This is a genomic window from Pseudomonas sp. dw_358, from assembly GCF_018449655.1.
Classification (GTDB): domain Bacteria; phylum Pseudomonadota; class Gammaproteobacteria; order Pseudomonadales; family Pseudomonadaceae; genus Aquipseudomonas.
Window position 1 is genome coordinate 670199 of record NZ_JAAVUX010000001.1, and the last position, 25241, is coordinate 695439.

26 protein-coding genes are annotated in these 25241 nt (G+C 62.4%); 21 read left to right on the plus strand and 5 right to left on the minus strand.

Annotated elements, in window-relative coordinates; translation table 11 throughout:
* Positions 1–127 precede the first annotated feature (127 nt).
* On the minus strand, positions 128–922 hold the full coding sequence (locus tag HB675_RS03055; RefSeq protein ID WP_256737459.1) for a thermonuclease family protein: 795 nt from the start codon (positions 920–922) through the stop codon (positions 128–130).
* Between the two features lie 14 nt (positions 923–936).
* Positions 937–1155 (minus strand): 50S ribosomal protein L31, encoded by a 219-nt coding sequence (gene rpmE, locus HB675_RS03060; protein ID WP_213875607.1) that lies wholly within the window; start codon positions 1153–1155, stop codon positions 937–939.
* Positions 1156–1318: 163 nt separating this feature from the next.
* Here rpmE and HB675_RS03065 point away from each other — a divergent pair, with 163 nt between their 5' ends.
* The 10 genes from HB675_RS03065 (at position 1319) to HB675_RS03110 (ending at position 14012) form a co-directional block, all read left to right on the plus strand.
* Positions 1319–3538 carry a primosomal protein N' gene (locus HB675_RS03065; RefSeq protein WP_213875608.1) on the plus strand — a complete coding sequence of 740 codons (2220 nt, stop codon included), beginning with the start codon at positions 1319–1321 and terminating at the stop codon, positions 3536–3538.
* 333 nt (positions 3539–3871) lie between these two features.
* Positions 3872–5608, plus strand: a complete 1737-nt coding sequence (gene argS, locus HB675_RS03070; RefSeq protein ID WP_213875609.1) for an arginine--tRNA ligase — start codon at positions 3872–3874, stop codon at positions 5606–5608.
* 1 nt (position 5609) lies between these two features.
* Positions 5610–6299 (plus strand): SPOR domain-containing protein, encoded by a 690-nt coding sequence (locus HB675_RS03075; RefSeq protein ID WP_213875610.1) that lies wholly within the window; start codon positions 5610–5612, stop codon positions 6297–6299.
* A gap of 153 nt (positions 6300–6452) precedes the next feature.
* Complete coding sequence (hslV, locus tag HB675_RS03080) at positions 6453–6983, plus strand: ATP-dependent protease subunit HslV (protein WP_213875611.1); 531 nt, start codon at positions 6453–6455, stop codon at positions 6981–6983.
* Positions 6984–7041: 58 nt separating this feature from the next.
* Positions 7042–8376, plus strand: a complete 1335-nt coding sequence (gene hslU / locus HB675_RS03085; RefSeq protein ID WP_213875612.1) for an ATP-dependent protease ATPase subunit HslU — start codon at positions 7042–7044, stop codon at positions 8374–8376.
* Positions 8377–8465: 89 nt separating this feature from the next.
* Positions 8466–8843 carry a DUF971 domain-containing protein gene (locus HB675_RS03090; protein WP_213875613.1) on the plus strand — a complete coding sequence of 126 codons (378 nt, stop codon included), beginning with the start codon at positions 8466–8468 and terminating at the stop codon, positions 8841–8843.
* Between the two features lie 163 nt (positions 8844–9006).
* The gene (gene phaC, locus HB675_RS03095) at positions 9007–10701 is read left to right on the plus strand and encodes a class II poly(R)-hydroxyalkanoic acid synthase (protein WP_213875614.1); all 1695 of its coding nucleotides are present in this window, start codon (positions 9007–9009) and stop codon (positions 10699–10701) included.
* 124 nt (positions 10702–10825) lie between these two features.
* Positions 10826–11671, plus strand: a complete 846-nt coding sequence (phaZ, locus tag HB675_RS03100; RefSeq protein ID WP_213875615.1) for a poly(3-hydroxyalkanoate) depolymerase — start codon at positions 10826–10828, stop codon at positions 11669–11671.
* A 36-nt stretch (positions 11672–11707) separates the two neighbouring features.
* Positions 11708–13390 (plus strand): class II poly(R)-hydroxyalkanoic acid synthase, encoded by a 1683-nt coding sequence (gene phaC, locus HB675_RS03105; protein WP_213875616.1) that lies wholly within the window; start codon positions 11708–11710, stop codon positions 13388–13390.
* Between the two features lie 13 nt (positions 13391–13403).
* Complete coding sequence (locus tag HB675_RS03110; RefSeq protein ID WP_213875617.1) at positions 13404–14012, plus strand: TetR/AcrR family transcriptional regulator; 609 nt, start codon at positions 13404–13406, stop codon at positions 14010–14012.
* Between the two features lie 57 nt (positions 14013–14069).
* On the opposite strand, the gene HB675_RS03115 is transcribed toward HB675_RS03110, so the two are convergent.
* Entirely contained in the window at positions 14070–14783 is a 714-nt protein-coding gene (locus HB675_RS03115; protein WP_213875618.1) for a phasin family protein, read from the minus strand.
* Between the two features lie 10 nt (positions 14784–14793).
* A complete protein-coding gene (locus HB675_RS03120; RefSeq protein WP_213875619.1) occupies positions 14794–15207 on the minus strand; it encodes a phasin family protein in 414 nt (137 codons plus the stop codon).
* Positions 15208–15432: 225 nt separating this feature from the next.
* Here HB675_RS03120 and cptA point away from each other — a divergent pair, with 225 nt between their 5' ends.
* Positions 15433–17136: a phosphoethanolamine transferase CptA gene (gene cptA, locus HB675_RS03125; RefSeq protein ID WP_213875620.1), complete on the plus strand. Its 1704-nt coding sequence runs from the start codon at positions 15433–15435 to the stop codon at positions 17134–17136.
* 46 nt (positions 17137–17182) lie between these two features.
* On the opposite strand, the gene HB675_RS03130 is transcribed toward cptA, so the two are convergent.
* The gene (locus HB675_RS03130; protein ID WP_213875621.1) at positions 17183–17458 is read right to left on the minus strand and encodes a polyhydroxyalkanoic acid system family protein; all 276 of its coding nucleotides are present in this window, start codon (positions 17456–17458) and stop codon (positions 17183–17185) included.
* A gap of 130 nt (positions 17459–17588) precedes the next feature.
* On the opposite strand from HB675_RS03130, the gene ubiE reads away from it, so the two are divergent.
* From ubiE to HB675_RS03180, 10 genes are all read left to right on the plus strand, one after another.
* Entirely contained in the window at positions 17589–18359 is a 771-nt protein-coding gene (gene ubiE, locus HB675_RS03135) for a bifunctional demethylmenaquinone methyltransferase/2-methoxy-6-polyprenyl-1,4-benzoquinol methylase UbiE (protein WP_213875622.1), read from the plus strand.
* Entirely contained in the window at positions 18359–18982 is a 624-nt protein-coding gene (locus tag HB675_RS03140) for an SCP2 sterol-binding domain-containing protein (RefSeq protein ID WP_213875623.1), read from the plus strand. The genes ubiE and HB675_RS03140 overlap by 1 nt, the downstream gene beginning before the upstream one ends.
* Positions 18979–20586 (plus strand): ubiquinone biosynthesis regulatory protein kinase UbiB, encoded by a 1608-nt coding sequence (gene ubiB, locus HB675_RS03145; RefSeq protein ID WP_213875624.1) that lies wholly within the window; start codon positions 18979–18981, stop codon positions 20584–20586. Before HB675_RS03140 ends, ubiB begins: the two co-directional genes overlap by 4 nt.
* Before the next feature lie 51 nt (positions 20587–20637).
* The gene (hisI, locus tag HB675_RS03150) at positions 20638–21039 is read left to right on the plus strand and encodes a phosphoribosyl-AMP cyclohydrolase (protein ID WP_213875625.1); all 402 of its coding nucleotides are present in this window, start codon (positions 20638–20640) and stop codon (positions 21037–21039) included.
* Positions 21032–21367 carry a phosphoribosyl-ATP diphosphatase gene (locus tag HB675_RS03155; RefSeq protein WP_213875626.1) on the plus strand — a complete coding sequence of 112 codons (336 nt, stop codon included), beginning with the start codon at positions 21032–21034 and terminating at the stop codon, positions 21365–21367. The genes hisI and HB675_RS03155 overlap by 8 nt, the downstream gene beginning before the upstream one ends.
* Before the next feature lie 25 nt (positions 21368–21392).
* A complete protein-coding gene (locus HB675_RS03160; protein ID WP_213875627.1) occupies positions 21393–21668 on the plus strand; it encodes a twin-arginine translocase TatA/TatE family subunit in 276 nt (91 codons plus the stop codon).
* 3 nt (positions 21669–21671) lie between these two features.
* Complete coding sequence (tatB, locus tag HB675_RS03165; protein WP_213875628.1) at positions 21672–22133, plus strand: Sec-independent protein translocase protein TatB; 462 nt, start codon at positions 21672–21674, stop codon at positions 22131–22133.
* Positions 22130–22918 carry a twin-arginine translocase subunit TatC gene (gene tatC, locus HB675_RS03170; RefSeq protein ID WP_213875629.1) on the plus strand — a complete coding sequence of 263 codons (789 nt, stop codon included), beginning with the start codon at positions 22130–22132 and terminating at the stop codon, positions 22916–22918. Before tatB ends, tatC begins: the two co-directional genes overlap by 4 nt.
* Positions 22915–23625: a 16S rRNA (uracil(1498)-N(3))-methyltransferase gene (locus tag HB675_RS03175; protein ID WP_213875630.1), complete on the plus strand. Its 711-nt coding sequence runs from the start codon at positions 22915–22917 to the stop codon at positions 23623–23625. Before tatC ends, HB675_RS03175 begins: the two co-directional genes overlap by 4 nt.
* Before the next feature lie 80 nt (positions 23626–23705).
* Complete coding sequence (locus tag HB675_RS03180; RefSeq protein WP_213875631.1) at positions 23706–25235, plus strand: methyl-accepting chemotaxis protein; 1530 nt, start codon at positions 23706–23708, stop codon at positions 25233–25235.
* Positions 25236–25241: the final 6 nt, after the last annotated feature.

A 25241-nucleotide genomic window follows, 5' to 3' on the forward strand; every position in this document is an offset into this window, starting at 1 on the left:
GTCGCAAACGCCCGACAAGACGGGTCAGTCATCGTTCACCCTGCCTGTAAAGCCTGACTTTGGTCGCAAGACCATAGCCCAGGCGGGCCAGAGTGTTCACAATTTAATTTTTTATTGTGTACATATTTTAATGCACCAACTGCAACATGCTCGGATCACTCAACGTCAGCATCCATCGGGCCTGACCGCGCTGCGATCCCCCTCGCCGCGAACGATCCAGTACCCAGCCGCGGACTTCCACGGCCTGGCCTTTATAGCGTGCCAGCCATTGATCGTCGAAGCGCGCTTGATCGCGGGCGGCAATGTGCAGCACCAGGCTGTCGCTCAGGTTGAGCCAGAGCCCACCGCGATTGCGCTGCACCTCACCGACTGTACCGCTGACCAGTGCAAAACCGGATTGGGAGACTTGGCTGGCAGCGACCATCGGCGACCGGCGCCACAGCCCAAGGCCTGCTGCCCGGGCCTGAAGCTCGGCACGCCGCTGGCAATCGGCCCGATCGACATTGGGCGCCACTGCGATCTGGTAAGCCAGCCCTTGCGCCAACAGTTGCGTCTCAAGGTTGGTCCCGTTCAGGCTGTAAAGGTGGGCGAGGGTACGACCGTATTTGTCCGAGGCCTCGCGCCCCGGCTGTAACAGCAGACGGCCATCGCTGGCTCGTACAAGTGCTTGCAGACGCTGGCGGGCAGCCACGGCAAAGGGCTCGTCGCTACGCCCCTTGCGACCCAGCTCCGGCGCATTGAGGCCGATCAGTCGCACGCTGCGGCCATCCTGCAAGCGCAGTGTGTCTCCATCCACCACATGGCGCACCTGAACCTGCGCCAGCCCGGATGGGGCAGGACAAAAGGTCTCGGCCATGGCCTGGAACGAAAAACATGCGGATACAAAAAAGGCGCCCACAAGGGGCGCCTTCTTTAACAACAGCTTGATCAATGGGATCAGGCCTTTTTGGCGCCGAAGCCACCGAAACGCTGCTTGAAGCGGTCAACACGGCCGCCTACGTCCAGCACTTTCTGTTTGCCGGTGTAGAACGGGTGGCACTCGGAGCATACGTCCAGGCTCAGAGGCTTGGCCAGGGTGGAACGGGTGTGGATGACGTTGCCGCAGCTGCAGGTGGCGTCAACGGCTTCGTAAACTGGATGGATATCAGCTTTCATGGTTACTTCCTCAGCTAGCGTGCCGCCACTCAACACCATTGTTGAATACCGCACGTAATAGGCCGGCCATGTTATCAGAGTTCTTCGATCACGCAAGAGGTCGCCGGTACCGATGGTCGTCTGCTAACCTGCCCGCCGATAAGCCATCCAGAGTACCCCCCGCGTGCCCGACGTCATCCTGCGCCTCGCCCTGCCCTCGCCGCTGCGACGCCTGTTCGACTACCGCGCGCCGGCAGGCATGCCCGCCACCGCCTTCACCCCCGGCATGCGCCTGCGGGTGCCGTTCGGGCGCAGGGAGATGATCGGCGTGCTGATCGAGGTGGCCGAGCACAGCGAAGTCCCGGCCGACAAGCTCAAACCGGCACTGACCTTGCTCGACCCGGTCAGCCCGCTGCCAGCCAGCCTGTTCAAGCTGTGCCTGTGGACTGCGCAATATTACCAGCACAGCCTGGGCGACACCCTTAGCTGGGCGCTGCCGGTGCTGCTGCGTCAGGGTGAAGCGGCCGAGGCGCGCCAGGAACGCTTCTGGCAGGCCGCCGTCGACGCCCGCATGGACGACCCTCGCATCGCCCGCGCGCCCAAACAGCGCGAAGCGTTGGCGACCCTGGCGCAACACCCCCATGGCGTTGCCCACACCCTGTTGAGCAAGTTGCAACTGAGCAAGGACAGCCTGGACCTGCTCTTGGCAAAAGGCCTGGTCACCGTCGAAGTGCGCCGCCACAGCCCGGGGCCCCGCCATCAACGCTGGCTCGCGCAACCGGAACTGCCGCTCAACCCGGAACAGAGTGCAGCGTTCGAAGCGGTGCGCGCCGGTTTCGGCAGTTACCATGCCTCCTTGCTGGCGGGCGTCACCGGCAGCGGGAAGACCGAGGTCTACCTGCAACTGATCCGCGAAACCCTCGAAGCCGGCAAGCAGGCACTGGTGCTGATCCCGGAGATCAACCTGGGCCCGCAGACCCTCGCGCGCTTCGAACAGCGCTTCAATGCCCGCATCGCCCTGCTGCACTCGGCCGTCAACGACCGCGACCGTCTCGACGCCTGGCTGGCCGCCCGAGATGGCGAAGCCGACATCATCATCGGCACCCGCTCGGCGCTGTTCACGCCAATGAAGAACCCTGGCCTGATCATCATCGACGAAGAACACGACGGCTCCTATAAACAGCAGGAGGGTCTGCGTTACCACGCCCGCGATCTGGCACTGGTGCGCGCGCACCAGGAAAACATCCCCATCGTGCTGGGCTCGGCCACGCCGTCCCTGGAAAGCCTGCACAACGCCTACATCGGCCGCTACGCCCTGCTGCGCATGGATCACCGTGCCGGCGGCGCCAAACCACCGAAGTTCCTGCGCCTGGACGTCAAGAGCCGGCCACTGGACAGCGGCATCAGCGGCCCCATGCAACAGGCCATCGGCCAGACCCTGGAGCGTGGCCAGCAGGTGCTGGTGTTCCTCAACCGCCGCGGGTTTGCCCCGACCCTGCTCTGCCATGACTGTGGCTGGCTCTCCGAATGTCCACGCTGTGACGCCCGTACTACGGTGCACCAGCGCTCCGGCGAACTGCGCTGCCACCATTGCGGCCACGTCGAAAGAACGCCACGCAAATGCCCGCAATGCGGCAAGGTCGACCTGCGCCCGGTGGGCGCCGGCACCGAACGGGCCGAAGAGCGCCTGAGCATTCTCTTCCCCGATTACCCGGTGCTGCGGGTCGACCGTGACAGCACCTCGCGCAAGGATGCGATGAATCAACTGTTCGCCACTATTCAGAAAGGCCAGCCGTGCATCCTCGTCGGCACCCAGATGCTGGCCAAGGGTCACCACTTCCCCCGAGTGACCCTGGTGTCGATCCTCGACGCCGATGGCGGCCTGTTTTCCGGCGACTTCCGTGCCAGCGAGCGCATGGCGCAACTGATCGTCCAGGTCGCCGGCCGTGCCGGCCGTGCTGAAGAGCCCGGCAAAGTGATCATTCAGACCCACCTGGCCGAACACCCTTTGCTGGTGCAACTCACCGAACAGGGCTACTTCGCGTTTGCCGACCAAGCCCTCAGCGAACGCCGAGCGGCCGGCCTGCCGCCCTTCGCGCACCTGGCCTTATTGCGCGCCGAAGCGCATAAACCAGGGCAGGCCGAAGGGTTTCTGGATGAAGCCTGCGCGGCGGCCGAACAGTTGCTGCACAGCCTGCAACTGAGCGCCATCGAACTGCTGGGACCCGTCCCGGCGCCAATGGAGCGACGTGCCGGGCGCTTTCGCGCCCAACTATTGATACAAGCCAGTGCCCGCGCACCGCTGCACAAGTTGCTGAACGCCTGGATGCTGCAGTTGGAGCAAATGCCCAGTGGGCGGCAAGTCAGGTGGTCACTGGATGTCGATCCGGTGGATTTGTACTGACACCCGAATGGGCCACGCAGGAAGCCGCACTCAAGTTCATGCCCGAACTCTGTGCCTTGATCCCGGCCCGGCAGCCCTTGGGAAGGCGACAAGACAGGATGACCAAAATGCGGTGGAAAACTGGGACATCAAGGGCGACGGACTGATTACCGCGCACTGGATGTGATACGTGCTCGCCGCCGGCAACAGGCGGTGGTCAGGGCCACGAAGGCAGGGTCATGAGTCGCTCGACACCTTCAACGGTTGGCAACCGCCCCTTCACACCGGATAATGCTCCGTTTTACACCGACACCCCGCGCACTTCAGCGCCGCCGCGCGTCGAAAGAGATCCCGATGAAAGACATTATTCGCCAGCTCATCCAGCAAGCCCTCGACCGCCTCGTCACAGAAGGTGTGCTGCCTGAAGGACTGACGCCGGCGATCCAGGTGGAAAACGCCCGGGACAAGACCCACGGCGATTTCGCCAGCAACATCGCGATGATGCTGGCCAAGCCTTCGGGCATGAAGCCGCGGGACCTGGCCGAGAAGATCATCGCCGCGCTACCGGCCGACGAGCAGGTCACCAAGGTCGAGATCGCCGGCCCCGGCTTCCTCAATTTCTTCCAGAACACCCAGGCACTGGCTTCGCGACTGGACGCCGCCCTGGCCGACGAACACCTGAATGTGCGCAAGCACGGCACGCCCCAGCGTGTAGTGGTGGACCTGTCGGCGCCTAACCTGGCCAAGGAAATGCACGTCGGCCACCTGCGCTCGACCATCATCGGCGACGGCGTGGCCAATGTGCTGAGCTTCCTGGGTGATGACGTCATCCGCCAGAACCACGTTGGCGACTGGGGCACCCAGTTCGGCATGTTGCTGGCGTTTTTGCAGGAAAACCCGGCGGCCAGCGACGAATTGTCGGACTTGGAAAACTTCTATCGCGCAGCCAAGCAGCGCTTTGACGAGTCCCCGGAGTTCGCCGAGCGCGCCCGTGGCCTGGTGGTCAAGTTGCAGGCCGGCGACCCTGAATGCCTGAAGCTGTGGAAACACTTCAACGAGATTTCCCTGTCTCACTGCCAGGCCACCTACGAGCGCCTCAACGTCAACCTGACCCCGGCCGACGTCAGGGGCGAAAGTGCCTACAACGACGATCTGGCCAATGTGGTCAGCGACCTCGCAGCCAAGGGCCTGCTGCAGGAAAGCAATGGCGCCCAGTGCGTGTTCCTCGACGAGTACAAGACCGCCGAAGGCACACCGCTGCCGGTGATCGTGCAGAAGGCCGGTGGCGGTTACCTGTATGCCACCACTGACCTGGCGGCCGTGCGCTACCGCAGCAACGTGCTCAAGGCCGATCGCGCGCTGTATTTCGTCGATCAGCGTCAGGCCCTGCATTTCCAGCAAGTGTTCGAAGTGGCCCGCCGCGCGGGCTTCATCAGCAACGGCATGCTCACCGAGCACATGGGCTTCGGCACCATGAACGGCGCCGACGGCAAGCCGTTCAAGACCCGCAGCGGCGGCACGGTGAAGCTGGTAGACCTACTCGACGAAGCCGAAGAGCGTGCCTATACCCTGGTCAAGGAAAAGAACCCGGAACTGGCCGAGGCCGAATTGCGCGTGATCGCCAAGGCAGTGGGCATCGGTGCGGTGAAATACGCCGACCTGTCCAAGCATCGCACCAGCGATTACAGCTTCAACTTCGACCAGATGCTCAGCTTCGACGGCAACACCGCGCCTTATCTGCTGTACGCCTACACCCGCGCTGTCGCCGTGTTCCGCAAGCTGGGCAAGGGTCTGGACGAGGCGCCAGGGCAGATCGTGCTGCAGGCCGAGCATGAACTGGAACTGGCCGCGCGCCTGGCGCAGTTCGGCGAAGTGCTGAACAACGTCGGCGAAAAAGGCACACCTCATGTGCTGTGTGCATACCTCTATGACGTCGCCGGCCTGTTCTCCAGCTTCTACGAGAACTGCCCGATCCTCACCGCCGAAAACACCGAACAACAACAGAGCCGCCTGCGCCTGGCTGCTCTGACCGCCCGCACCCTCAAGCAAGGCCTGCAGCTGCTGGGCCTGGAAACACTGGAGCGTATGTAAGTTGGTCGCCAAGAAAAAACCTGCTCCCAAGCGTGGCGCCAGCCGCAACTCCGCACCGTCGAAGAAGCCGATTCCAGGATGGATATGGCTGGCCATCGGCCTCACCGTCGGTGTCTTCGTGATGTTTCTGACCAAGCTGGAGCCCGGCCACACGGACGTCAAGCGGACCAAGGCCGAGATCAAGGCTGACCGTATCGCCGAGGCGAACAAGACGCCACCGAGCCCGCAGGCACCGGTCAAACCCAAGTACGACTTCTATACCCTGCTGCCGGAATCGGAGGTCATCGTGCCGCCGGACGCCGTGCCGGAGAAAACCCCACCCGTGCCGGCGCAGCCACTGACGCCGGTGACTCAGGCGGAGGCGGCGAAGATCGACACCAATCGTGCCCTGACCGCTTTGAGCGGGCAGACGCCACCGCCGGCACCGGCTGTAGTCAAGCCAGCCACGACCACGCAGTTCTTCCTGCAGGCGGGCTCGTTCCGCAAGCAGACCGACGCCGACAAGGTCCGTGCGCAGATCATTCTGCTGGGCCAGGCGGTGTCGGTGGAATCCGGGACGGTGAAGGACGAAACCTGGTATCGGGTGCTGGTCGGGCCGTTCAGCAATCGCGAACAGCTGACCACGGCGCAGAAGCAATTGGCCGGCAGCGGGTTCAATAACCTGTTGTTACAGCAACGCCAGAATCGCTGACGATTCGATACCGTATAACGGCCTTCGCGGCCATGGCCGCGATGGCCGTTATACGGTACCCGGTCAAACCCTGCCGGGTTGAAATCCCCCCTCGCATCCCCATATCAGTTTCCATCAGGGCATTTTCGCCCCCTGCTGCGTGGAGACTTCCTCTTGACCACCATCGTTTCAGTCCGCCGTCACGGCAAAGTCGTCATGGGCGGCGACGGCCAGGTTTCCCTCGGTAATACCGTGATGAAAGGCAACGCCAAGAAAGTCCGGCGCCTGTACCACGGCCAGGTCATTGCCGGTTTCGCCGGTGCCACCGCCGACGCGTTTACCCTGTTCGAACGCTTCGAAGGCCAGCTTGAAAAACATCAGGGTCACCTGGTGCGTGCGGCCGTGGAGTTGGCCAAGGAATGGCGTACCGACCGCTCCCTGAGCCGCCTCGAAGCCATGCTGGCGGTCGCCAACAAGGACGCCTCCTTGATCATCACCGGCAACGGTGACGTGGTCGAGCCCGAAGACGGCCTGATCGCCATGGGTTCCGGTGGTGCTTTCGCCCAGGCGGCTGCCCGTGCACTGCTGCTGAAGACCGAGCTGTCGGCTCGCGAAATCACCGAGACTGCGCTGGGCATTGCCGGCGACATCTGTGTCTTCACCAACCACAACTTCACTATCGAGGAGCAGGACCTCGCGGAGTGATGACCAGCGCACTTTTTGTTCACGCGCACCGTCAAACCGCTAGAGGCCGCCACATACCATGTCCATGACCCCCCGTGAAATCGTCCACGAACTCAACCGCCACATCATCGGCCAGGACGACGCCAAGCGCGCTGTCGCCATCGCCCTGCGCAACCGGTGGCGGCGCATGCAGCTGCCTGAAGAGCTGCGCGTCGAAGTCACGCCCAAGAACATCCTGATGATCGGTCCGACCGGCGTCGGCAAGACCGAAATCGCCCGCCGCCTGGCCAAGCTGGCGAACGCGCCGTTCATCAAGGTCGAAGCGACCAAGTTCACCGAAGTCGGCTATGTCGGCCGGGATGTCGAGTCGATCATCCGTGACCTGGCCGATGCCGCCATCAAGCTGCTGCGCGAGCAGGAGATTGTCAAAGTCGGCCAGCGTGCCGATGACGCCGCCGAAGAACGCATTCTCGACGCCCTGCTGCCGCCGGCCCGCTCCAGTTTCGCCGAAGAAGCCACCACCAACGACTCCAACACTCGCCAGCTGTTCCGCAAGCGCCTGCGTGAAGGCCAGCTGGATGACAAGGAGATCGAGATCGAGTTGGCCGAACAGGTCGGCGTCGACATTTCCGCGCCACCGGGCATGGAAGAGATGACCAACCAGTTGCAGAACCTGTTCGCCAACATGGGCAAGGGCAAGCGCAAGTCGCGCAAGCTCAAGGTCAAGGAAGCGCTCAAGCTGGTGCGCGACGAAGAAGCTGGACGCCTGGTCAACGAGGAAGAGCTCAAGGCCAAGGCCCTGGAAGCGGTGGAACAACATGGCATCGTGTTCATCGATGAAATCGACAAGGTAGCCAAGCGCGGCAATGTCGGCGGCGCCGACGTGTCTCGCGAAGGCGTGCAGCGCGACCTGCTGCCACTGATCGAAGGCTGCACGGTGAACACCAAGTTGGGCATGGTCAAGACCGACCACATCCTGTTCATTGCCTCCGGTGCCTTTCACCTGAGCAAGCCCAGCGACCTGGTGCCTGAGCTGCAAGGCCGCCTGCCGATCCGTGTCGAACTCAAGGCGCTGACGCCGCAGGATTTCGAGCGCATCCTCAGCGAACCCCACGCCTCGCTCACCGAGCAATACCGCGAGCTGCTCAAGACCGAAGGCCTGCACATCGAGTTTCTGCCCGAAGGCATCAAGCGCCTGGCCGAGATCGCCTGGCAGGTCAACGAGAAGACCGAGAACATCGGTGCCCGCCGCCTGCATACCCTGCTGGAACGCCTGCTCGAAGAGGTGTCGTTCAGTGCGGGTGACTTGGCCAGTGCTCACGATAGTCAGCCTATTCGCATCGACGAGGCGTATGTGAACAGCCACTTGGGCGAGTTGGCCGAGAACGAAGATCTGTCGCGGTATATCTTGTAAACCCGCCCCGCAGGACCGAGCTTGGTCTGGAGTGACTTTCCCGAGCAAGCGCGGTCCTGCAAAGGCCTTCGTCGCAGTGGACCCCCTTCATGAGCAAAATCCCCACCGCCATCAACCTGCACAAAGCCTCGAAAACCCTTGCCCTCCAGTACGGCCCCGACGAGCACTACACCCTGCCCGCCGAGTTCCTGCGGGTGCATTCACCGTCCGCTGAAGTGCAAGGCCACGGTAAGCCGATCCTGCAGTTCGGCAAACTCGGCGTGGGCCTGAGCAAGATCGAGCCGGCCGGGCAATACGCGCTGAAATTGACCTTCGATGACGGCCACGACAGCGGCCTGTTCACTTGGGATTACCTGTACCAGTTATCCGTGCGTCAAGAACAGTTGTGGCTCGACTACCTTGACGAACTCAAGGCCGCCGGCAAGTCTCGCGACCCTAGCGAGACCCTCGTGCGACTGATGCTTTAAACCGGGCTTTTCCGGTCTGGAATCAGCTTTTCTGAAAATATCTTTGTAAAAAGCGCTCATTGACCTTGCAAGAAGCCAAAGACCGGCTTTCTTGAGAATTGTCGGTAATTCGCGTAACCACTGGTAACAGCACAGTGGTCACCTGGACAATGGAGCGTCGTAGATGAGCCCCACCCCCCCGCAGGAACCCAATAAAGACGACCCCAACCAACGGGCCAGCCACCACACCCTGGCGCTCAATCCCGTGGTGGGACTGCGTCGCAAGGACTTGCTGACCTCGGCGCGCATGGTCATGCGCCTGGCGTGGCGGCATCCGGTGCTGAGCGCAAAGCATGTGGCCCAGCTGGGTGTGGAATTGAAGAACGTCCTCTTGGGAAACTCTCAACTGGTCCCCGAGCGGGATGACCGTCGCTTCGCCGACCCGGCCTGGCGCGAGAACCCCTTGTACCGTCGCTACTTGCAAACCTATCTGGCGTGGCGCCAGGAGTTGCATGCGTGGATCGACGACAGCAGCCTTACGGCCGAGGACACCAACCGCGCGCACTTCGTCGTCAACTTGCTGACCGAAGCCCTGGCCCCCACCAACAGCACAATGAACCCGGCGGCGCTTAAACGCTTTTTCGAAACCGGGGGCAAAAGCGCCCTCGACGGCCTGGGTCATCTGGCCAAGGATCTGGTGCGCAACGGTGGTATGCCCAGCCAGGTCAACATGGACGCCTTCGAGGTCGGCACCAACCTGGGCGTGACTCCGGGCGCGGTGGTGTTTCGCAACGACGTGCTGGAAATCATCCAGTACGGCGCCAGCACCGAACAGGTCTATGAACGACCGCTGCTGGTGGTGCCCCCGCAGATCAACAAGTTCTACGTCTTCGACCTGAGCCCGGATAAAAGCCTGGCCGCTTTCTGCCTGCGCAGCCAGGTGCAGACCTTCATCATCAGTTGGCGCAACCCGACCAAGGCCCAGCGCGAGTGGGGGCTGTCGACCTACATAGAGGCCCTCAAGGAAGCGGTCGAGGTGGTCAGCGCCATCACTGGTTGCCGCGACGTCAACATGCTCGGTGCCTGCTCGGGGGGCATCACGTGCTCGGCACTGCTCGGGCACTATGCAGCGCTAGGCGACCCACGGGTTCATTCGTTGACCTTGCTGGTCAGCGTGCTGGACACCACCATGGATACGCACGTGGCCCTGTTCGTCGATGAACAGACCCTGGAGGCCGCCAAGCGCCGCTCCTACCAGGCCGGCGTACTGGAAGGCCGCGACCTGGCCAAGGTATTTGCCTGGATGCGCCCCAACGACCTGATCTGGAACTACTGGGTGAACAACTATCTGCTGGGCAACGAGCCACCGGTGTTCGACATTCTCTTCTGGAACAACGACACCACGCGCCTGCCCGCGGCCTTCCATGGTGACTTGATCGAGATGTTCAAGAGCAACCCGCTGACCCGGGCCGATGCACTGGAAGTCTGTGGCACACCCATCAATCTGAAAAAGGTCACCTGCGACATCTATAGCCTGGCCGGCATCAACGATCACATCACCCCATGGCTGTCCTGCTATCGGTCAGCCCAGCTATTTGGTGGAAAAGTCGAGTTCGTACTGTCTTCCAGCGGGCACATCCAGAGCATTCTAAACCCGCCGGGCAACCCCAAGGCGCGTTACCAGACCCACAGCGAAATGCCGGCCAAAGCGGCTGAGTGGCAGGAAAACGCCAGTAAACATACCGACTCCTGGTGGCTGCATTGGGCGAGCTGGCTAGGGGTACGGTCCGGCGAGCTCAAGGCCGCCTCCACCACTCTGGGCAATACCGACTACCCTGCGGGAGAGGCAGCGCCCGGCACCTATGTCCATGAACGATAGAACAGCCGAGAACCCTGCAGGACCGAGCTTGCTCGGGAAGACGATGGCGCATGCTTCCCGAGCAAGCTCGGTCCTACAGAGATAGCAGATAGCGACAGCCATCAACGTACGCCAGGGATTGCTCATGCCGCTACCCTACATCTTTCGCACCGTCGACCTGGACGGCCAGGCCATCCGCACCGCCGTGCGGCCAGGCAAGGCGCACATGACACCCCTGCTGATCTTCAACGGCATCGGTGCCAACCTGGAGCTGGTGTTTCCGTTCATCCAGGCGCTGGACCCGGACCTGGAAGTGATCGCTTTCGACGTGCCGGGGGTCGGTGGCTCGTCGACCCCGAGCCGCCCCTATCGTTTTCCCGGCCTGGCGAAGCTGACCGCGCGCATGCTCGATTACCTCGACTACGGCCAGGTCAACGTCATCGGCGTGTCCTGGGGGGGCGCGCTGGCCCAACAGTTCGCCTACGACTACCCCGAGCGCTGCAAGAAGCTGGTATTGGCGGCCACCGCAGCGGGGGCCGTGATGGTGCCGGGCAAACCCAAGGTGCTGTGGTTGATGGCCAGCCCGCGGCGCTACATCCAGCCTTCCCACGTGGTGCGCATTGCGCCGGAAATCTACGGCGGGGCCTTCCGCCGCGACGCCACCCTGGCCATGTCCCATGCCAGCAAGGTGCGTTCCTCGGGCAAGCTGGGCTATTACTGGCAACTGTTCGCAGGCCTCGGGTGGACCAGCATCCACTGGCTGCACAAGATCTATCAGCCGACCCTGATCCTGGCCGGTGATGATGACCCGTTGATTCCGCTGATCAATATGCGCCTGCTGGCCTGGCGCATTCCCAACTCGCAATTGCACATTATCGATGACGGCCATCTGTTCCTGATCACACGGGCGGGCACGGTGGCACCGATCATCATGAAATTTCTCCAGGAGGAGCGCCAGCGTGCGGTTGTGCACCCGCAGCCCGCTTCCTGATGTCCTGCTTGATGGCTTACTACGGAGTATCGCCACATGAAAGACAAAGCTGTGAGAAATGCCGAACCAGCAGCGGCTGCCTACATAAACGCGCAAAGCGCCATCACTGGCCTGCGCGGTCGCGACCTGATATCCACCCTGCGCAGCGTCGCCCGCCACAGCGTCAAGCACCCGCTCAACAGCTTTCGCCACACCCTCGCCCTTGGTGGTCAACTGGGCCGGGTATTGCTGGGCGATACGCCGTACATACCGAACCCGAAAGACACCCGTTTCAAGGATCCGACCTGGAGCCTCAACCCCTTCTACCGGCGCAGCTTGCAGGTCTACCTGAGCTGGCAGAAGGAAGTACGCGCCTGGATCGATGATTGCGGGATGCCGGAGGACGACCGTGCCCGCGCACAGTTCGTATTTTCCCTGCTCAACGACGCCATGTCGCCGAGCAACTCGCTGCTCAATCCCGTTGCCCTCAAGGAAATCTTCAACTCCGGCGGCGCCAGCCTGATCAAGGGCATCAATCATCTCTACGATGACTGGCGGCACAATGACGGGCTGCCGCGGCAGATTGGCAAAGACGCCTTCGAAGTCGGCAAGACGGTGGCCACCACGCCGGGCTCGGTGGTCTTTCGCAATGAATTGCTGGAGCTGATCCAGTACCGGCCCATGAGCGAAAAGCAGTACAAGCGTCCGCTGCTGATCGTGCCGCCGCAGATCAACAAGTTCTACATTTTCGATCTCAGTCCTGCCAACAGCTTCGTGCAGTACGCACTCAAAGGCGGCCTGCAGACCTTCATGGTGAGCTGGCGCAACCCCGACGCCCGCCACCGCGAATGGGGGCTGTCCACCTACGTCGCAGCGCTGGAAGAGGCGCTCAACGCCTGCCGCGCCATCACCGGTGCCCGCGAGGTGAACATCGCCGGCGCGTGCGCAGGCGGCCTGACCATTGCCGCCCTGCAAGGCCACTTGCAAGCCAAGCGCCAGCTGCGCCGGGTGCACAGCGCGACCTACATGGTCAGCCTGCTGGACAGCCAGATCGACAGCCCGGCCACCCTGTTCATCGACGAGCAGGCGCTGGAGGCCGCCAAGCGCCGTTCCTATCAGCACGGCGTGCTGGACGGCCGCGACATGGCGCGGGTGTTTGCCTGGATGCGTCCCAACGATCTGATCTGGAACTATTGGGTCAACAATTACCTGATGGGCAAGAAGCCGCCAGCGTTCGATATTCTGTTCTGGAACAACGACAGCACGCGCCTGCCTGCAGCGCTGCATGGTGATCTGCTGGACTTTTTCAAGCACAACCCGCTGCTGCGCCCTGGCGGCCTGGAGGTGTGCGGCACGCCCATCGACTTGAGCAAGATCACCGTCGACAGCTTCAGCATCGCCGGTGCCAACGACCACATCACGCCGTGGGACACGGTGTATCGCTCGACCTTGCTGTTGGGCGGCGACCGGCGCTTCCTGCTCTCCAGCAGCGGCCATGTGCAGAGCATCCTCAACCCGCCGGGCCACGCCAAAGCCAACTTCATCGAAAACACACGACTGAGCAGCGACCCTCGCGCCTGGTACTACGACGCCAAGCCGGTGGATGGCAGCTGGTGGCCACATTGGCTGGAGTGGATCACCCAGCGCTCCGGGGCCCAGCAACCCACCACGAAGACCCTGGGCAACGCCGAGCATCCACCCCAGGAAGCGGCGCCCGGCACTTACGTGCTGGTGCGCTGAGGCTTTCGGCCGGATGAAGACACGTGAGCGCATCCTCGACTGCGCCTTGATCCTGTTCAATCACAAGGGCGAGCCGAACGTCTCGACCCTGGAGATTGCCAACGAAATGGGCATCAGCCCGGGCAATTTGTACTACCACTTTCATGGCAAGGATCCGCTGATCCTGGCGTTGTTCGAGCGCCTCGACGACGAGCTCACGCCCCTGCTCGATCCACCGGACGACGCGCCGTTGGCGGCAGAAGATTACGGTCTGTTCATTCATCTGATCGTGGAGCGCATGGCGCAGTATCGCTTCCTGTTCCAAGACCTGGCCAACCTTGCAAGGCGCCTGCCCAAACTGGGGCGCGGCCTTCGTGAGTTGCTCAATGCGCTGAAGCGCGCGCTGGCTGCACTGTTGGCGGGATTGGCCGCGCACAACCAGCTGCTCAGCGATACACGGGCGCTGGGGCAGTTGGTGGAGCAGGTGACCCTGACGCTGCTGTTCGCGCTGGATTATCAGCGCGTGATCAACCGTAAGGCGGATTCGGGGGTGGTGGTATATCAGGTGCTGATGCTGGTGGCGCCGCATTTGCGTGAGCCCGCGCGTGAGGCGGCGCAGGATCTGGCCTTGAGTTACCTGTAAGGCAACGGGCCTCAGCGCGGGCAACCGCTACGGCGGCCCGCGATGACCGTTACGCCGTCACGAGGCTGGACTGGCCTCGGGAGTGGCCGCTGGAGCGGGTGCCGGATGAGGCGTGGCCGAGTTGGCGGCGCTGGTGGCAGGGCTCGCGCGCTTGCGCGGGGCGGCCGGCTTTTTCGCGGCCGTGGACTTGGCGGCCGAGGTTTTGGCCGTCGCAGGTGCCTTGGCCACTGCCTTGGCGACAGGTTTGGCAGCCGCTTTGACTGCGGTCTTGGCCGTGGCGGCCTTGGACGCCACAGCCTTGGTCGCGGTCTTCGCCGGCGCTGGCTTGGCCGCCACTCGTGGCGCCGCTTTCGTTACGGGCTTGGCAGTGGTGCCGGTCAGCTTCTCGATCTCCCGTGTCAGCAGGTCGACCTTGTGGTGCAAGGCCACCACCTCGTTGCGGCTCGGTACGCCCAGACGTGAGATGGCGCTATTCAAGCGTTTGTCGAACGCCTCTTCCAGTTCGCCCCATTTGCCGAGTGCGCGATCCTTCACATCGCCCACCCGGGACTTGGTCGAGGCCTTGACCGTGTCGACCTGGGTGTCAACTTCAGTCTTGACCTGCTTTTCGGCTTTTTCGCCGTCCTTGACCAGGTTCTCGAACAGCTTGGTGCCATCAGCGCTGATCTTGGAGTAAGCCCCAAGGCCTGCCAGCCAGATCTGCCGAGAATATTTTTCGATGCCGCCCACCCAGGAGCTGCCTTCCTTTTCCACTTTTTTCTTGCCAGCCATCCTGCTCTCCTTATTTAGTACGCGCGGCGCGCTCGACCAAAGCCTTCAGCTCATCGAGCTTAGCAGAGAGCAATTCGACGTCATGGCGCGAGGGAATGCCGATGCGATTGAGGCCGGCTGCGACACGTCGATCGAACGCACTCTCGACTTGCTCCAGCTCGGCCTCGGCCTTGCCCTTCACCGATTTGAGGCCCGCCTTGGCCGAGGCGATCTCGGCGTTGGCAGCGCCTACTTCCTTGTCGATCAGACGCTTGCCCCGGCGCTCGGCGCCCTCGCCTACCTTGATCAGCTCGCGGACATAGCTCAAGCCTTCCTTGCCCGCCTTGGCGTAGGCGCCCAGACCTGCCAGCCAGATCTTGCGCGCGTAGGAGCGTACTTCCTGTGCCTCGGTGTGGACGGTCTTTTTCAATACCAACGTTGCCATGGTGCACCTCGTGGGGATCATTCGGTGTCCACCAGACTAGGTCGGAAAATTAGAAAGCTCACCCTAAAGCGCACAAGCGTGCTGAACAGCTGCTCAGGACGGATTTTGTTCATTTTTTTGACGAAAAAATCACATTCGTCGGACTACGGTGCTACACCGTTTTTCAGCCCCAAGCTTGGTGCTCAGCACTTCCGGTGCCTGAGGCAGGCTGTTTTTGGATGCCCCATGACAACATCTACTCCTGCAGCCCCGCCCCAGCGTCGTTTTGACTGGAAAGGCCTGATCTGGCTGTTCGTGTTTTTCTGGTATTTCTCCGGGGTCACCCAGAGCCTGATCCAGATCTCTGGCACCTCCGGCTTCGAAGGCTTTCGCGAAGCCTTCCTGCTCAGCATGCTGTGGCTGATTCCCGTGCTGTTGTTCCCCGCTCGCACGCGCTTGATCGCCGGTATCCTGGGGACGGTCCTGTTTCTCTGCTCGCTGCTCAGCTTTGGTTACTTCCTGATCTACCAGCAGGAGTTCTCCCAGAGCGTGATCTTCGTCATCTTCGAGTCCAACAATGCCGAAGCCGGGGAATACCTCAGCCAGTATTTCCACTGGTGGATGGTGCCCGCGTTTCTGTTCTATACCCTCGGCGCGGTGCTGCTGTGGACACGCGTACGTCCGGTGTACCTGTCAGCCAGCAAAGCCACAGCAGTGAGTGTCATCTTGCTGATCAGCCTGGTGGCATGGCCGCTGTACAAGCAAGTGCAACGCACCGGCACCTTTGACGACGGCCTGCAGAAGTTCGAAGACCATATCGAGCCTGCCGTGCCATGGCAGCTGCTGATCGGCTACCAGAGCTATCGCCAGCAACTGGACGGCATGCAGGAAATGCTCAAGGTGAGCGCCAAGGTGCCGCCGCTGACCAACCTCAAGGACAGCACCGCCGGGCTGCCAGCGACCCTGGTGCTGATCATCGGCGAGTCGACCAACCGTGGGCACATGAGCCTGTACGGCTACCCGCGCAATACCAACCCGCTACTGGGCCAGATGCGCGACCAGCTCAGCGTGTTCACCAACGTGGTCAGCCCGCGTCCGTATACCATCGAGTCGCTGCAACAGGTGCTGACCTTCGCCGACGAAAAGCATCCGGATCTGTTCCTGAAGACGCCGTCCATCGTCGATGTGATGAAGCAGGCGGGCTACAAGACCTGGTGGATCACCAACCAGCAGACCCTGACCAAGCGCAATACCATGCTCACCACCTTCTCCCAGCAGGCCGACGAGCAGGTCTACCTGAACAACAACCGCAACCAGAACGCCGCGCAATACGATGGCGATGTGCTGGAGCCGTTCGGCAAAGTGCTGGCGGACCCCGCACCACGCAAGCTGATCGTGATCCACCTGCTGGGCACCCACGTCAACTATGACTACCGCTACCCCGAGGAGTACGCCAAGTTCAAAGGCACCGACGGCACGCCGCCGGGTCTGAATGCCGATCAGTTGGCCACCTACAACAGCTACGACAATGCCGTGCTGTACAACGACTTCGTGGTGTCGAGCATCATCAAGCAATTCTCCGCCACAGACCCTAACGGCTTCCTGCTGTACCTGTCCGACCACGGTGAAGACGTCTACAACTCCGGTGACCACACCACCCTGGGCCGCAACGAAGGCCGGCCGACGGCGCCGATGTACACGATTCCGTTCATTGCCTGGGCCTCGCCAAAATGGCGTGCAAGCCACGACTGGAATTTCGCCAGCTACCTGAACCGGCCGTACAGCACGTCAAGCCTGATCCACAGCTGGTCGGACATGGCCGGGCTGACCTTCGACGAACATGACGTGTCCAAGAGCATCATCAGCCCGTACTTCGTGCCACGCACCCGCTGGATCGGCGACCCTTACAATCCCAAGACGCTGAGTGATTTTGATCAATTGCCCAAGTAAGCAGGCGGTGAGGGTGGCTTGAGATCTCATCAAGCCACCCCGCTACTCAGCCGAGCGCCTTGTCCAGGGCTTTCTCGATCTCGCTCCTGATGCTCCCACCCATGATCGACAGCATCATCCCCAACTTCAGGTCCACCCGAATGCTGTCATCGCCAATCACGATGCTGCCGTGGGCCCCGCTGCGCTTGATCTGAACCGTATCACCCTGCCAGTCAGTCTTGAGGTCGTACTCGCGCGCCAGGCGCTCGACCAAAGGCTCGGCCTTGCGCCGGGCAGCCTCCAGGCCAAGACTGTGTTTGCGCTCGACGCTGATCTGGGTCATCCAACCACTCCGAATTCTAAATAAACGGCGTCTATCTTAGCTTGGATCGCTCTCGCCGCAGAGCTTGCCAAGACAAAGCCGTCCACGCCGATTAGAATGGCCGGTGATTTTTTTCCCGGTGACTAGCGATATGAACGATCAGCGCAAGGCCAGCGACACCGAACCCACCACTCACTTCGGCTACAAGACCGTGGCTGAAAGCCAGAAAGCGGAAAAGGTCGCCGAAGTGTTTCACTCGGTAGCGGCCAAGTACGACCTCATGAACGACGTCCTCTCGGGCGGCATGCACCGGCTGTGGAAGCGCTTCACCATCGAACTGTCCGGCGTGCGCGTCGGCAACCGTGTGCTGGACATCGCAGGCGGCACGGGCGACCTGGCTCGCAAGTTTTCCCAATTGGTCGGCCCGACCGGCCAGGTCGTACTCGCCGACATCAACGCCTCGATGCTCAAGGTCGGCCGTGATCGCCTGCTGGACAAGGGCGTGGCGGGCAACATCGAGTTCGTCCAGGCCGACGCCGAAAAGCTGCCCTTCCCGGACAACCACTTCGACTGCGTGACCATCGCCTTTGGCCTGCGCAACGTCACCCACAAGGAAGACGCCATCGCCTCGATGCTGCGGGTGCTCAAGCCAGGCGGCCGCTTGCTGGTGCTGGAGTTCTCCAAGCCCACCAACAGGGTCATGTCCAAGGTCTACGACGCCTACTCGTTCGCCTTCATGCCCCTGGCCGGCAAGCTGATCACCAATGATTCGGAGAGCTATCGCTACCTGGCCGAATCGATCCGCATGCACCCTGATCAAGAGACCCTCAAGGCGATGATGGTGCAGGCCGGCTTCGACCGTGTCACTTATCACAACATGACCAGCGGCATCGTCGCCCTGCATCGTGGTATCAAGCCCTGATGCTCCTTCACGGCCTGATCGCCAGCGTCGAGCACGGGCTCAACCGTGTCTTGCGGCTGGACAGCACGGCCTTGCCGCGCCTGGCCCACCTGCACGGCAAGGTCATTGAAGTCGACTGCCTTCAGCCGACGTTCAAGCTGTACATCCTGCCAGGCGCCGAAGGCTTGACCCTGGCCACCCACTGGGCCGCCGAACCTGACTGCGTGCTGCGCGCCCCTGCCTCCAGTCTGTTACGCCTGGCCCTGAGCAAGGACAAGACCGCCGTGCTGCACAGCCCTCAGGTCGACTTGAGCGGCAACAGCCACGTACTGCAGGACCTGGTGGCCGTGCTTCAGGACCTCGAACTGGACTGGGAATACGAAGTGCAGCGCTGGCTCGGCCCTGTGGCCACCAGCCTGCTCGGTGGCCACCTGCGCAGCCGCGCCGGCTGGGCCCGGCAGGGGGCGAACAACGTCAGCCGCAACCTGGCCGATTACCTCGCCGAAGAAACCCGTACACTGGTTGGCGAACACGAAGCCCAGGCCCGCTTTGCTGAACTGGACCGGCTCAAAATCGACCTGGAACGTCTGGAGGCCCGCTTCGAGCGCCTCCAGCGCTCCCATCACTCCAGCGATAATGCATGAAGCTGCTTGCCGTCCGCCGTTTGTTGCGCATCCTGCGCGTCGTGATCCGCTACCGTCTCGATGACTTGATGTTTGCCCTTCCGCTGCCCTGGTGGCTGATGGTGCTGCGTTTCGCCATGCCCTGGCGCTGGCTGCCGCGCAGCGCCAAAGAGCTGAGCCGTGGCGCGCGACTGCGCCTGGCATTGCAGGACCTGGGGCCGATCTTCATCAAGTTCGGGCAGATTCTCTCTACTCGGCGCGACCTGCTGCCCGAGGACGTTGCCGACGAATTGATGCTGTTGCAGGACCGGGTGCCGCCCTTCGATCCGCAGCTGGCGATGAAACTCATCGAGGAGCAGCTGGGTGCGAAGATCACCGACGTGTTCAGCCGATTCGACGTAGAACCGCTCGCCTCGGCGTCCGTGGCCCAAGTCCACGCCGCGAAACTGAAGAGCGGCGAAGAAGTGGTGGTCAAGGTCATCCGCCCCGGCCTGCGCCCGATCATCAGCCAGGACCTGGCGTGGCTGTTCATGCTGGCCCGCCAGGCCGAGCGCCTGTCCGCCGACGCCCGGCTGCTGCATCCGGTGGACGTGGTGCTCGACTACGAGAAAACCATTTACGACGAACTCGACCTGCTGCGTGAAGCGGCCAACTCCAGCCAGCTGCGGCGCAACTTCGAAGACTCGGACCTGCTCTACGTGCCCCAGATCTACTGGAACTGGTGCCGGCCCAAGGTGCTGGTCATGGAGCGTATCTATGGTGTTCAGGTGACCGACCTGGCCACCTTGGCCGACCAGCGCACCGACATGAAGCTGCTCGCCGAGCGCGGTGTGGAAATCTTCTTCACCCAGGTCTTTCGCGACAGTTTCTTCCATGCCGACATGCACCCCGGCAACATTTTTGTCAGCACCGTTTCACCGTGGAGCCCGAAATACATCGCCATCGACTGCGGCATCGTCGGCAGCCTCACCCCGCAGGATCAGGACTATCTGGCGCGCAACCTGTTTGCCTTCTTCAAGCGCGACTACCGCCGGGTGGCGCAGTTGCACATCGATTCGGGCTGGGTGCCACCAGAGACCAAGCTCAACGAGTTCGAAGCGGCCATCCGCACGGTCTGCGAACCGATCTTCGAGAAGCCGCTGAAGGACATCTCCTTCGGCCAGGTGCTGATGCGCCTGTTCCAGACGGCTCGGCGCTTCAACATGGAAGTGCAGCCGCAGCTGGTGCTTTTGCAGAAGACCCTGCTGAACATCGAGGGCCTGGGCCGCCAGCTCTATCCCGAGCTGGACTTGTGGAGCACCGCGCAGCCGTTCCTCGAGCGCTGGATGCGTGAACGGATCAGCCCCAAATCGCTGCTGCATAACCTGCAAAGCCAGATCGAACAGATTCCTCACGTCGCCGGCATGACCCGCGACCTGCTGGAGCGGCTGTCCCAGGAACCGAAACGCGAACGGGCACCGGCCTGGTACCACTCCCGTGACGGCCAGGTGCTGCGCCTGCTGGGCTGCGGGCTGCTGGCCGGCGGCGCTGTGCTGGCGGTTCATGCCCCGGCGCTGGACGCTCTGGAGGCCTGGCCGGCGTGGTTGATGCTCGCCGCCGGGGTTTATCTGGTCGTGCGCCAATAGCCAGTGCTTGACGAGACTGGCACACTAGTCGTTCTGTAGTCGGAGTCGAAGATGAAAGACTGGCTGGACGAGATCAAATGGGACAGCGACGGCCTGATACCGGCCATCGCCCAGGACCACAAGACCGGGCGCATCCTGATGATGGCCTGGATGAACCGCGAGGCACTGGCCCTCACGGCGACCGAGAACCGCGCCATCTACTGGTCGCGCTCGCGCAACCGCCTATGGCGCAAGGGCGAGGAGTCCGGCCACGTGCAGCATCTGCACGAACTGCGCCTGGACTGCGACGCCGACGTGGTGGTGATGCAGGTCGAACAAGTGGGCGACATCGCCTGTCACACCGGGCGCCAGAGCTGCTTTTATCGGGTGTACGATAACGGCCAGTGGAAAACCGTCGACCCGGTGCTCAAGGACCCCCACGCTATCTATCAAACAGGGCACAGCCATGAGTGACACCTTGACCCGTCTGGCCCAGGTGCTGGAAGAACGCAAGGGTGCCGCCGCCGACTCTTCCTATGTCGCCAGCCTGTACCACAAAGGCTTGAACAAGATTCTGGAAAAGGTCGGCGAAGAGTCGGTAGAGACTATTATTGCCGCCAAAGACGCCGCCAACAGCGGAGATTGCAGCGATGTCATCTACGAAACCGCCGACCTGTGGTTTCATAGCATGGTGATGCTGGCGGCATTGGGCCAACACCCTCAGGCTGTGCTGGACGAACTCGACCGCCGCTTTGGCCTTTCCGGCCATGCCGAAAAGGCTGCCCGTCAGCCATCTGAATAAGCAGTTTCAAGTAAGGAGTTGCACCATGGGTATTTTTGACTGGAAACATTGGATCGTCATTCTCGTTGTCGTTGTCCTGATTTTCGGCACCAAGAAGCTGAAAAACCTTGGCACCGACGTCGGCGAATCGATCAAAGGCTTTCGCAAAGCCATGAACGACGACGAGAAACCGGCCGAAGCACCGGTCCAACCCGTCCATCCGCAGGCCACCTCGCCCATCACCGAGCCACGCCCTGCCCACGAACCGCAGACTTTCGACGGCCAGCATCACAAAGTCGAAGAACCTGTCAGGAAAGACTGATAAATGTTCGGGATCAATTTCAGCGAATTACTGCTCGTCGGCCTCGTCGCCCTGGTCGTCCTGGGTCCCGAGCGTCTGCCGGGCGCCGCGCGGACCGCCGGTCTGTGGGTGGGGCGTTTGAAACGCAGCTTCAATGCGATCAAGGCAGAGGTCGAGCGCGAAATTGGTGCCGACGAAATCCGCCGGCAGTTGCACAACGAGCACTTGCAATCGCTGGAGCAGGAGGCTCGCAAGATCCTCAATCCGCAATACACGCCGCCGTCGATGCTGCCCGCAGAACCGGTCGAGCCTGCAGCTGCCGCTCCGCTGGCGCCCGTGGCCACGGTCGAACCGGTCGCCGCACCGACGGCCGCGCCCGAGCACGCCCAGGCCCACGAGCCCGAGCCTGTAGCAACGCCACACATCACGCCGGTTACCCCTGCACCTTCCGCCAATGATCCAGTACAGCCACCACGAGCCCCATGAGCGATATCCCGGAACAAGACCAGCCCATGCCGCTGGTTTCGCACCTCACTGAACTGCGAACCCGCCTGCTGCGTTGCGTGGTAGTCGTTTTCCTGGTCTTTGCCGGCCTGTTCTCTTTCGCCCAGCAGATCTACACCATCGTTTCGGCGCCGTTGCGCGAGTACCTGCCGCCGGGCGCGACCATGATCGCCACCGACGTCGCCTCGCCGTTCCTGACGCCGTTCAAGCTGACCATGATGGTCTCGCTGTTCCTGGCGATTCCGGTGATCCTGCACCAGGTCTGGGGCTTTATTGCACCGGGCCTGTACAAGCACGAGAAACGCATTGCCGTGCCGCTGCTGGTGTCCAGCATCCTGCTGTTCTACCTCGGCATGGCGTTTGCCTATTTCGTGGTGTTTCCGCTGGTGTTCAAGTTCTTCGCCCATGCCACGCCGGAAGGCGTGACCATGGCCACCGACATCGCCAGTTACCTGGATTTCGTCATGACGCTGTTCTTCGCCTTCGGCGTGGCGTTCGAGATCCCGGTGGCAGTGGTCTTGCTGGTGTGGATCGGCGTGGTGGACGTGAAGTACCTGCGCAAGATCCGCCCTTACGTGGTCATTGGCTGCTTCGTCGTGGGCATGCTCCTGACTCCGCCGGATATTTTTTCCCAGACGCTGCTGGCGGTGCCGATGTGGCTGCTGTTCGAAATTGGCGTACTGGCCGGCGCGATGATTCGCAAACGCACTGAAGAAGAAGCCGCCGCACGCGAGAAAAAAGACCAGCCGCCCGCCACCCGACCATGAACCTGCTGTTGCTGGAAGAGGCCGACTTCGTCGCGCCTGACCGGGTGCTGCTCAATGATCGCCGCCTCAAGCACATGCAGGAAGTCCAGGGGGTCGCCGTTGGCGACACCCTGCGGGTCGGCCGCATGGGCGGTCTGCTGGGCAGCGCCGAGGTGCTGCGGCTGGAACCTCGCGAAGCCGAACTGAGGGTGCAGCTGGCGCATCCCGCGCCGGACAAGCTCCCGCTGACCCTGGTGCTGGCCTTGCCCCGCCCGAAAATGCTGCGGCGGGTGTTCCAGACCATCGCCACCATGGGTGTGCCGCGCTTGATTCTGGTCAACAGCTACCGGGTCGAGAAGAGTTTCTGGCAAACCCCCTTCCTGCTGCCGGAAGCGATCCGGGAAAACCTCATCCTCGGCCTCGAACAGGCCCGGGACAGCGTGCTGCCCGAGGTCATCATCGAAAAGCGCCTCAAGCCGTTTGCCGAGGACCGCCTGCCGGCCATCACGGCCGGCACCCTCGGCCTGCTTGGCCACCCTGGTGACTATCCGCCCTGCCCGCGAGGCCCGGTGCAACAGCCCGTGACTCTGGCCATCGGACCAGAGGGTGGCTGGATTCCCTATGAAGTGGAAATGCTCGCACGCGCCGGACTGCAACCGGTGCAACTGGGCGAGCGGATCCTGCGGGTAGAAACCGCCGTCACTGCCCTGCTCTCCCGGCTTTTCTGAGTCTAAGCTCTAGTTTCGAAGCGGGCGGCCGATCCATAGGCGCACCACTTCAAACTATGGAAGCAGCAGGGAGCAATGAAATGGGTGGGCTTTTAGGAAATATCAGCGTCAATCGCAAACTGGGCATCGGCTTCGGCATGGTGCTGGTGATGACGCTGCTGATCACGCTGGTCGCCTGGCGGGGCTTGAGCAGCCTGCTTGAACGCAGCGACAAGATCGTTTCGGTGTCGCTCATCGCGGATGGCGCCCGGGATCTGCGCATCAACCGCCTGGACTATCAGGCCAGCGGCAAAAGCGAGGACGCCGACAAGGTCCGCCAGGCCCTCGATGCCCTGCAGCATGAGGTCGAGGACGCCCGTGGACGCATGGCGGTCCCGGAAGATATCCGCAACCTCGATCATGCCTTGGCTGCCGTCGCTGAATACCGCACGGCTTTCGCCGCACGCGACCTCGCACGCATGAGCCAACTGGGTGGCCAGCTGCTGGACCTGAGCCGAACCGTCACCGACGCCCAGAACCGCCGCCGCGACGCCGACGCCCAAACCGCCAAAGCCACCATTGCCGGCACCGCCACGATTGCCCTGCTGTTGGGCATTGTGGCGGGCTGGCTGATTACCCGTCAGATCGTCCTGCCACTGCGCGAAACCATTCATGTGGTCGAGCGCGTGGCGGCTGGCGATCTGAGCCAGGATCTGGCCGTCAACCGTCGCGACGAGCTGGGCCGGCTGCAACAAAGCATCCAGCGCATGACCCTGGGCCTGCGCGAGCTGGTGAGCGGCATTCGCGACGGCGTGACCCAGATCGCCAGCGCCGCCGAACAGCTGTCGGCCGTCACCGAACAGACCAGCGCCGGCGTCAACGCACAGAAAAGCGAGACCGATCAAGTGGCCACCGCCATGCACGAAATGGCGGCCACGGTACAAGAAGTGGCGCGCAATGCGGAGGAGGCCTCCGAGGCCGCCTCTACGGCCGACCGGCAGGCCCGCGACGGTGATCGCAAGGTCACCGAAGCCATCGTCCAGATCGAGCGCCTGGCCACTCAGGTTGAGCATTCCACCGATGCCATGGGTCTGCTCAAGCAAGAGAGCGACAAGATTGGCAGCGTCATCGACGTGATCAAGTCGGTGGCTCAGCAGACCAACCTGCTGGCCCTCAACGCCGCCATTGAAGCCGCCCGGGCAGGCGAGGCCGGGCGCGGGTTTGCCGTGGTCGCAGATGAAGTCCGCAGCCTGGCCCAGCGCACTCAGAAGTCCACGGAAGAGATTGAGGAGCTGATCGGCTCATTGCAAAAAGGCACGCTGCAAGTGTCCGCGACCATGGACAGCAGCCGGTCGCTGACCGACAGTTCCGTGGCCCTGACCCGCCAGGCCGGCACGGCGCTTGAAGACATCACCCGCACCGTGTCGTCGATCCAGACCATGAATCAACAGATCGCCGCAGCCGCCGAACAGCAAAGCGCCACGGCGGACGAGATCAACCGTAGCGTGATCAATGTGCGGGATATTTCCGATCAGACGTCGGCAGCCAGCGAAGAAACGGCAGCCTCCAGTGCAGAACTGGCGCGGCTGGGGGTGCATTTGCAGGGGCTGGTGGGGCGTTTCAGAGTTTGAAGCCTG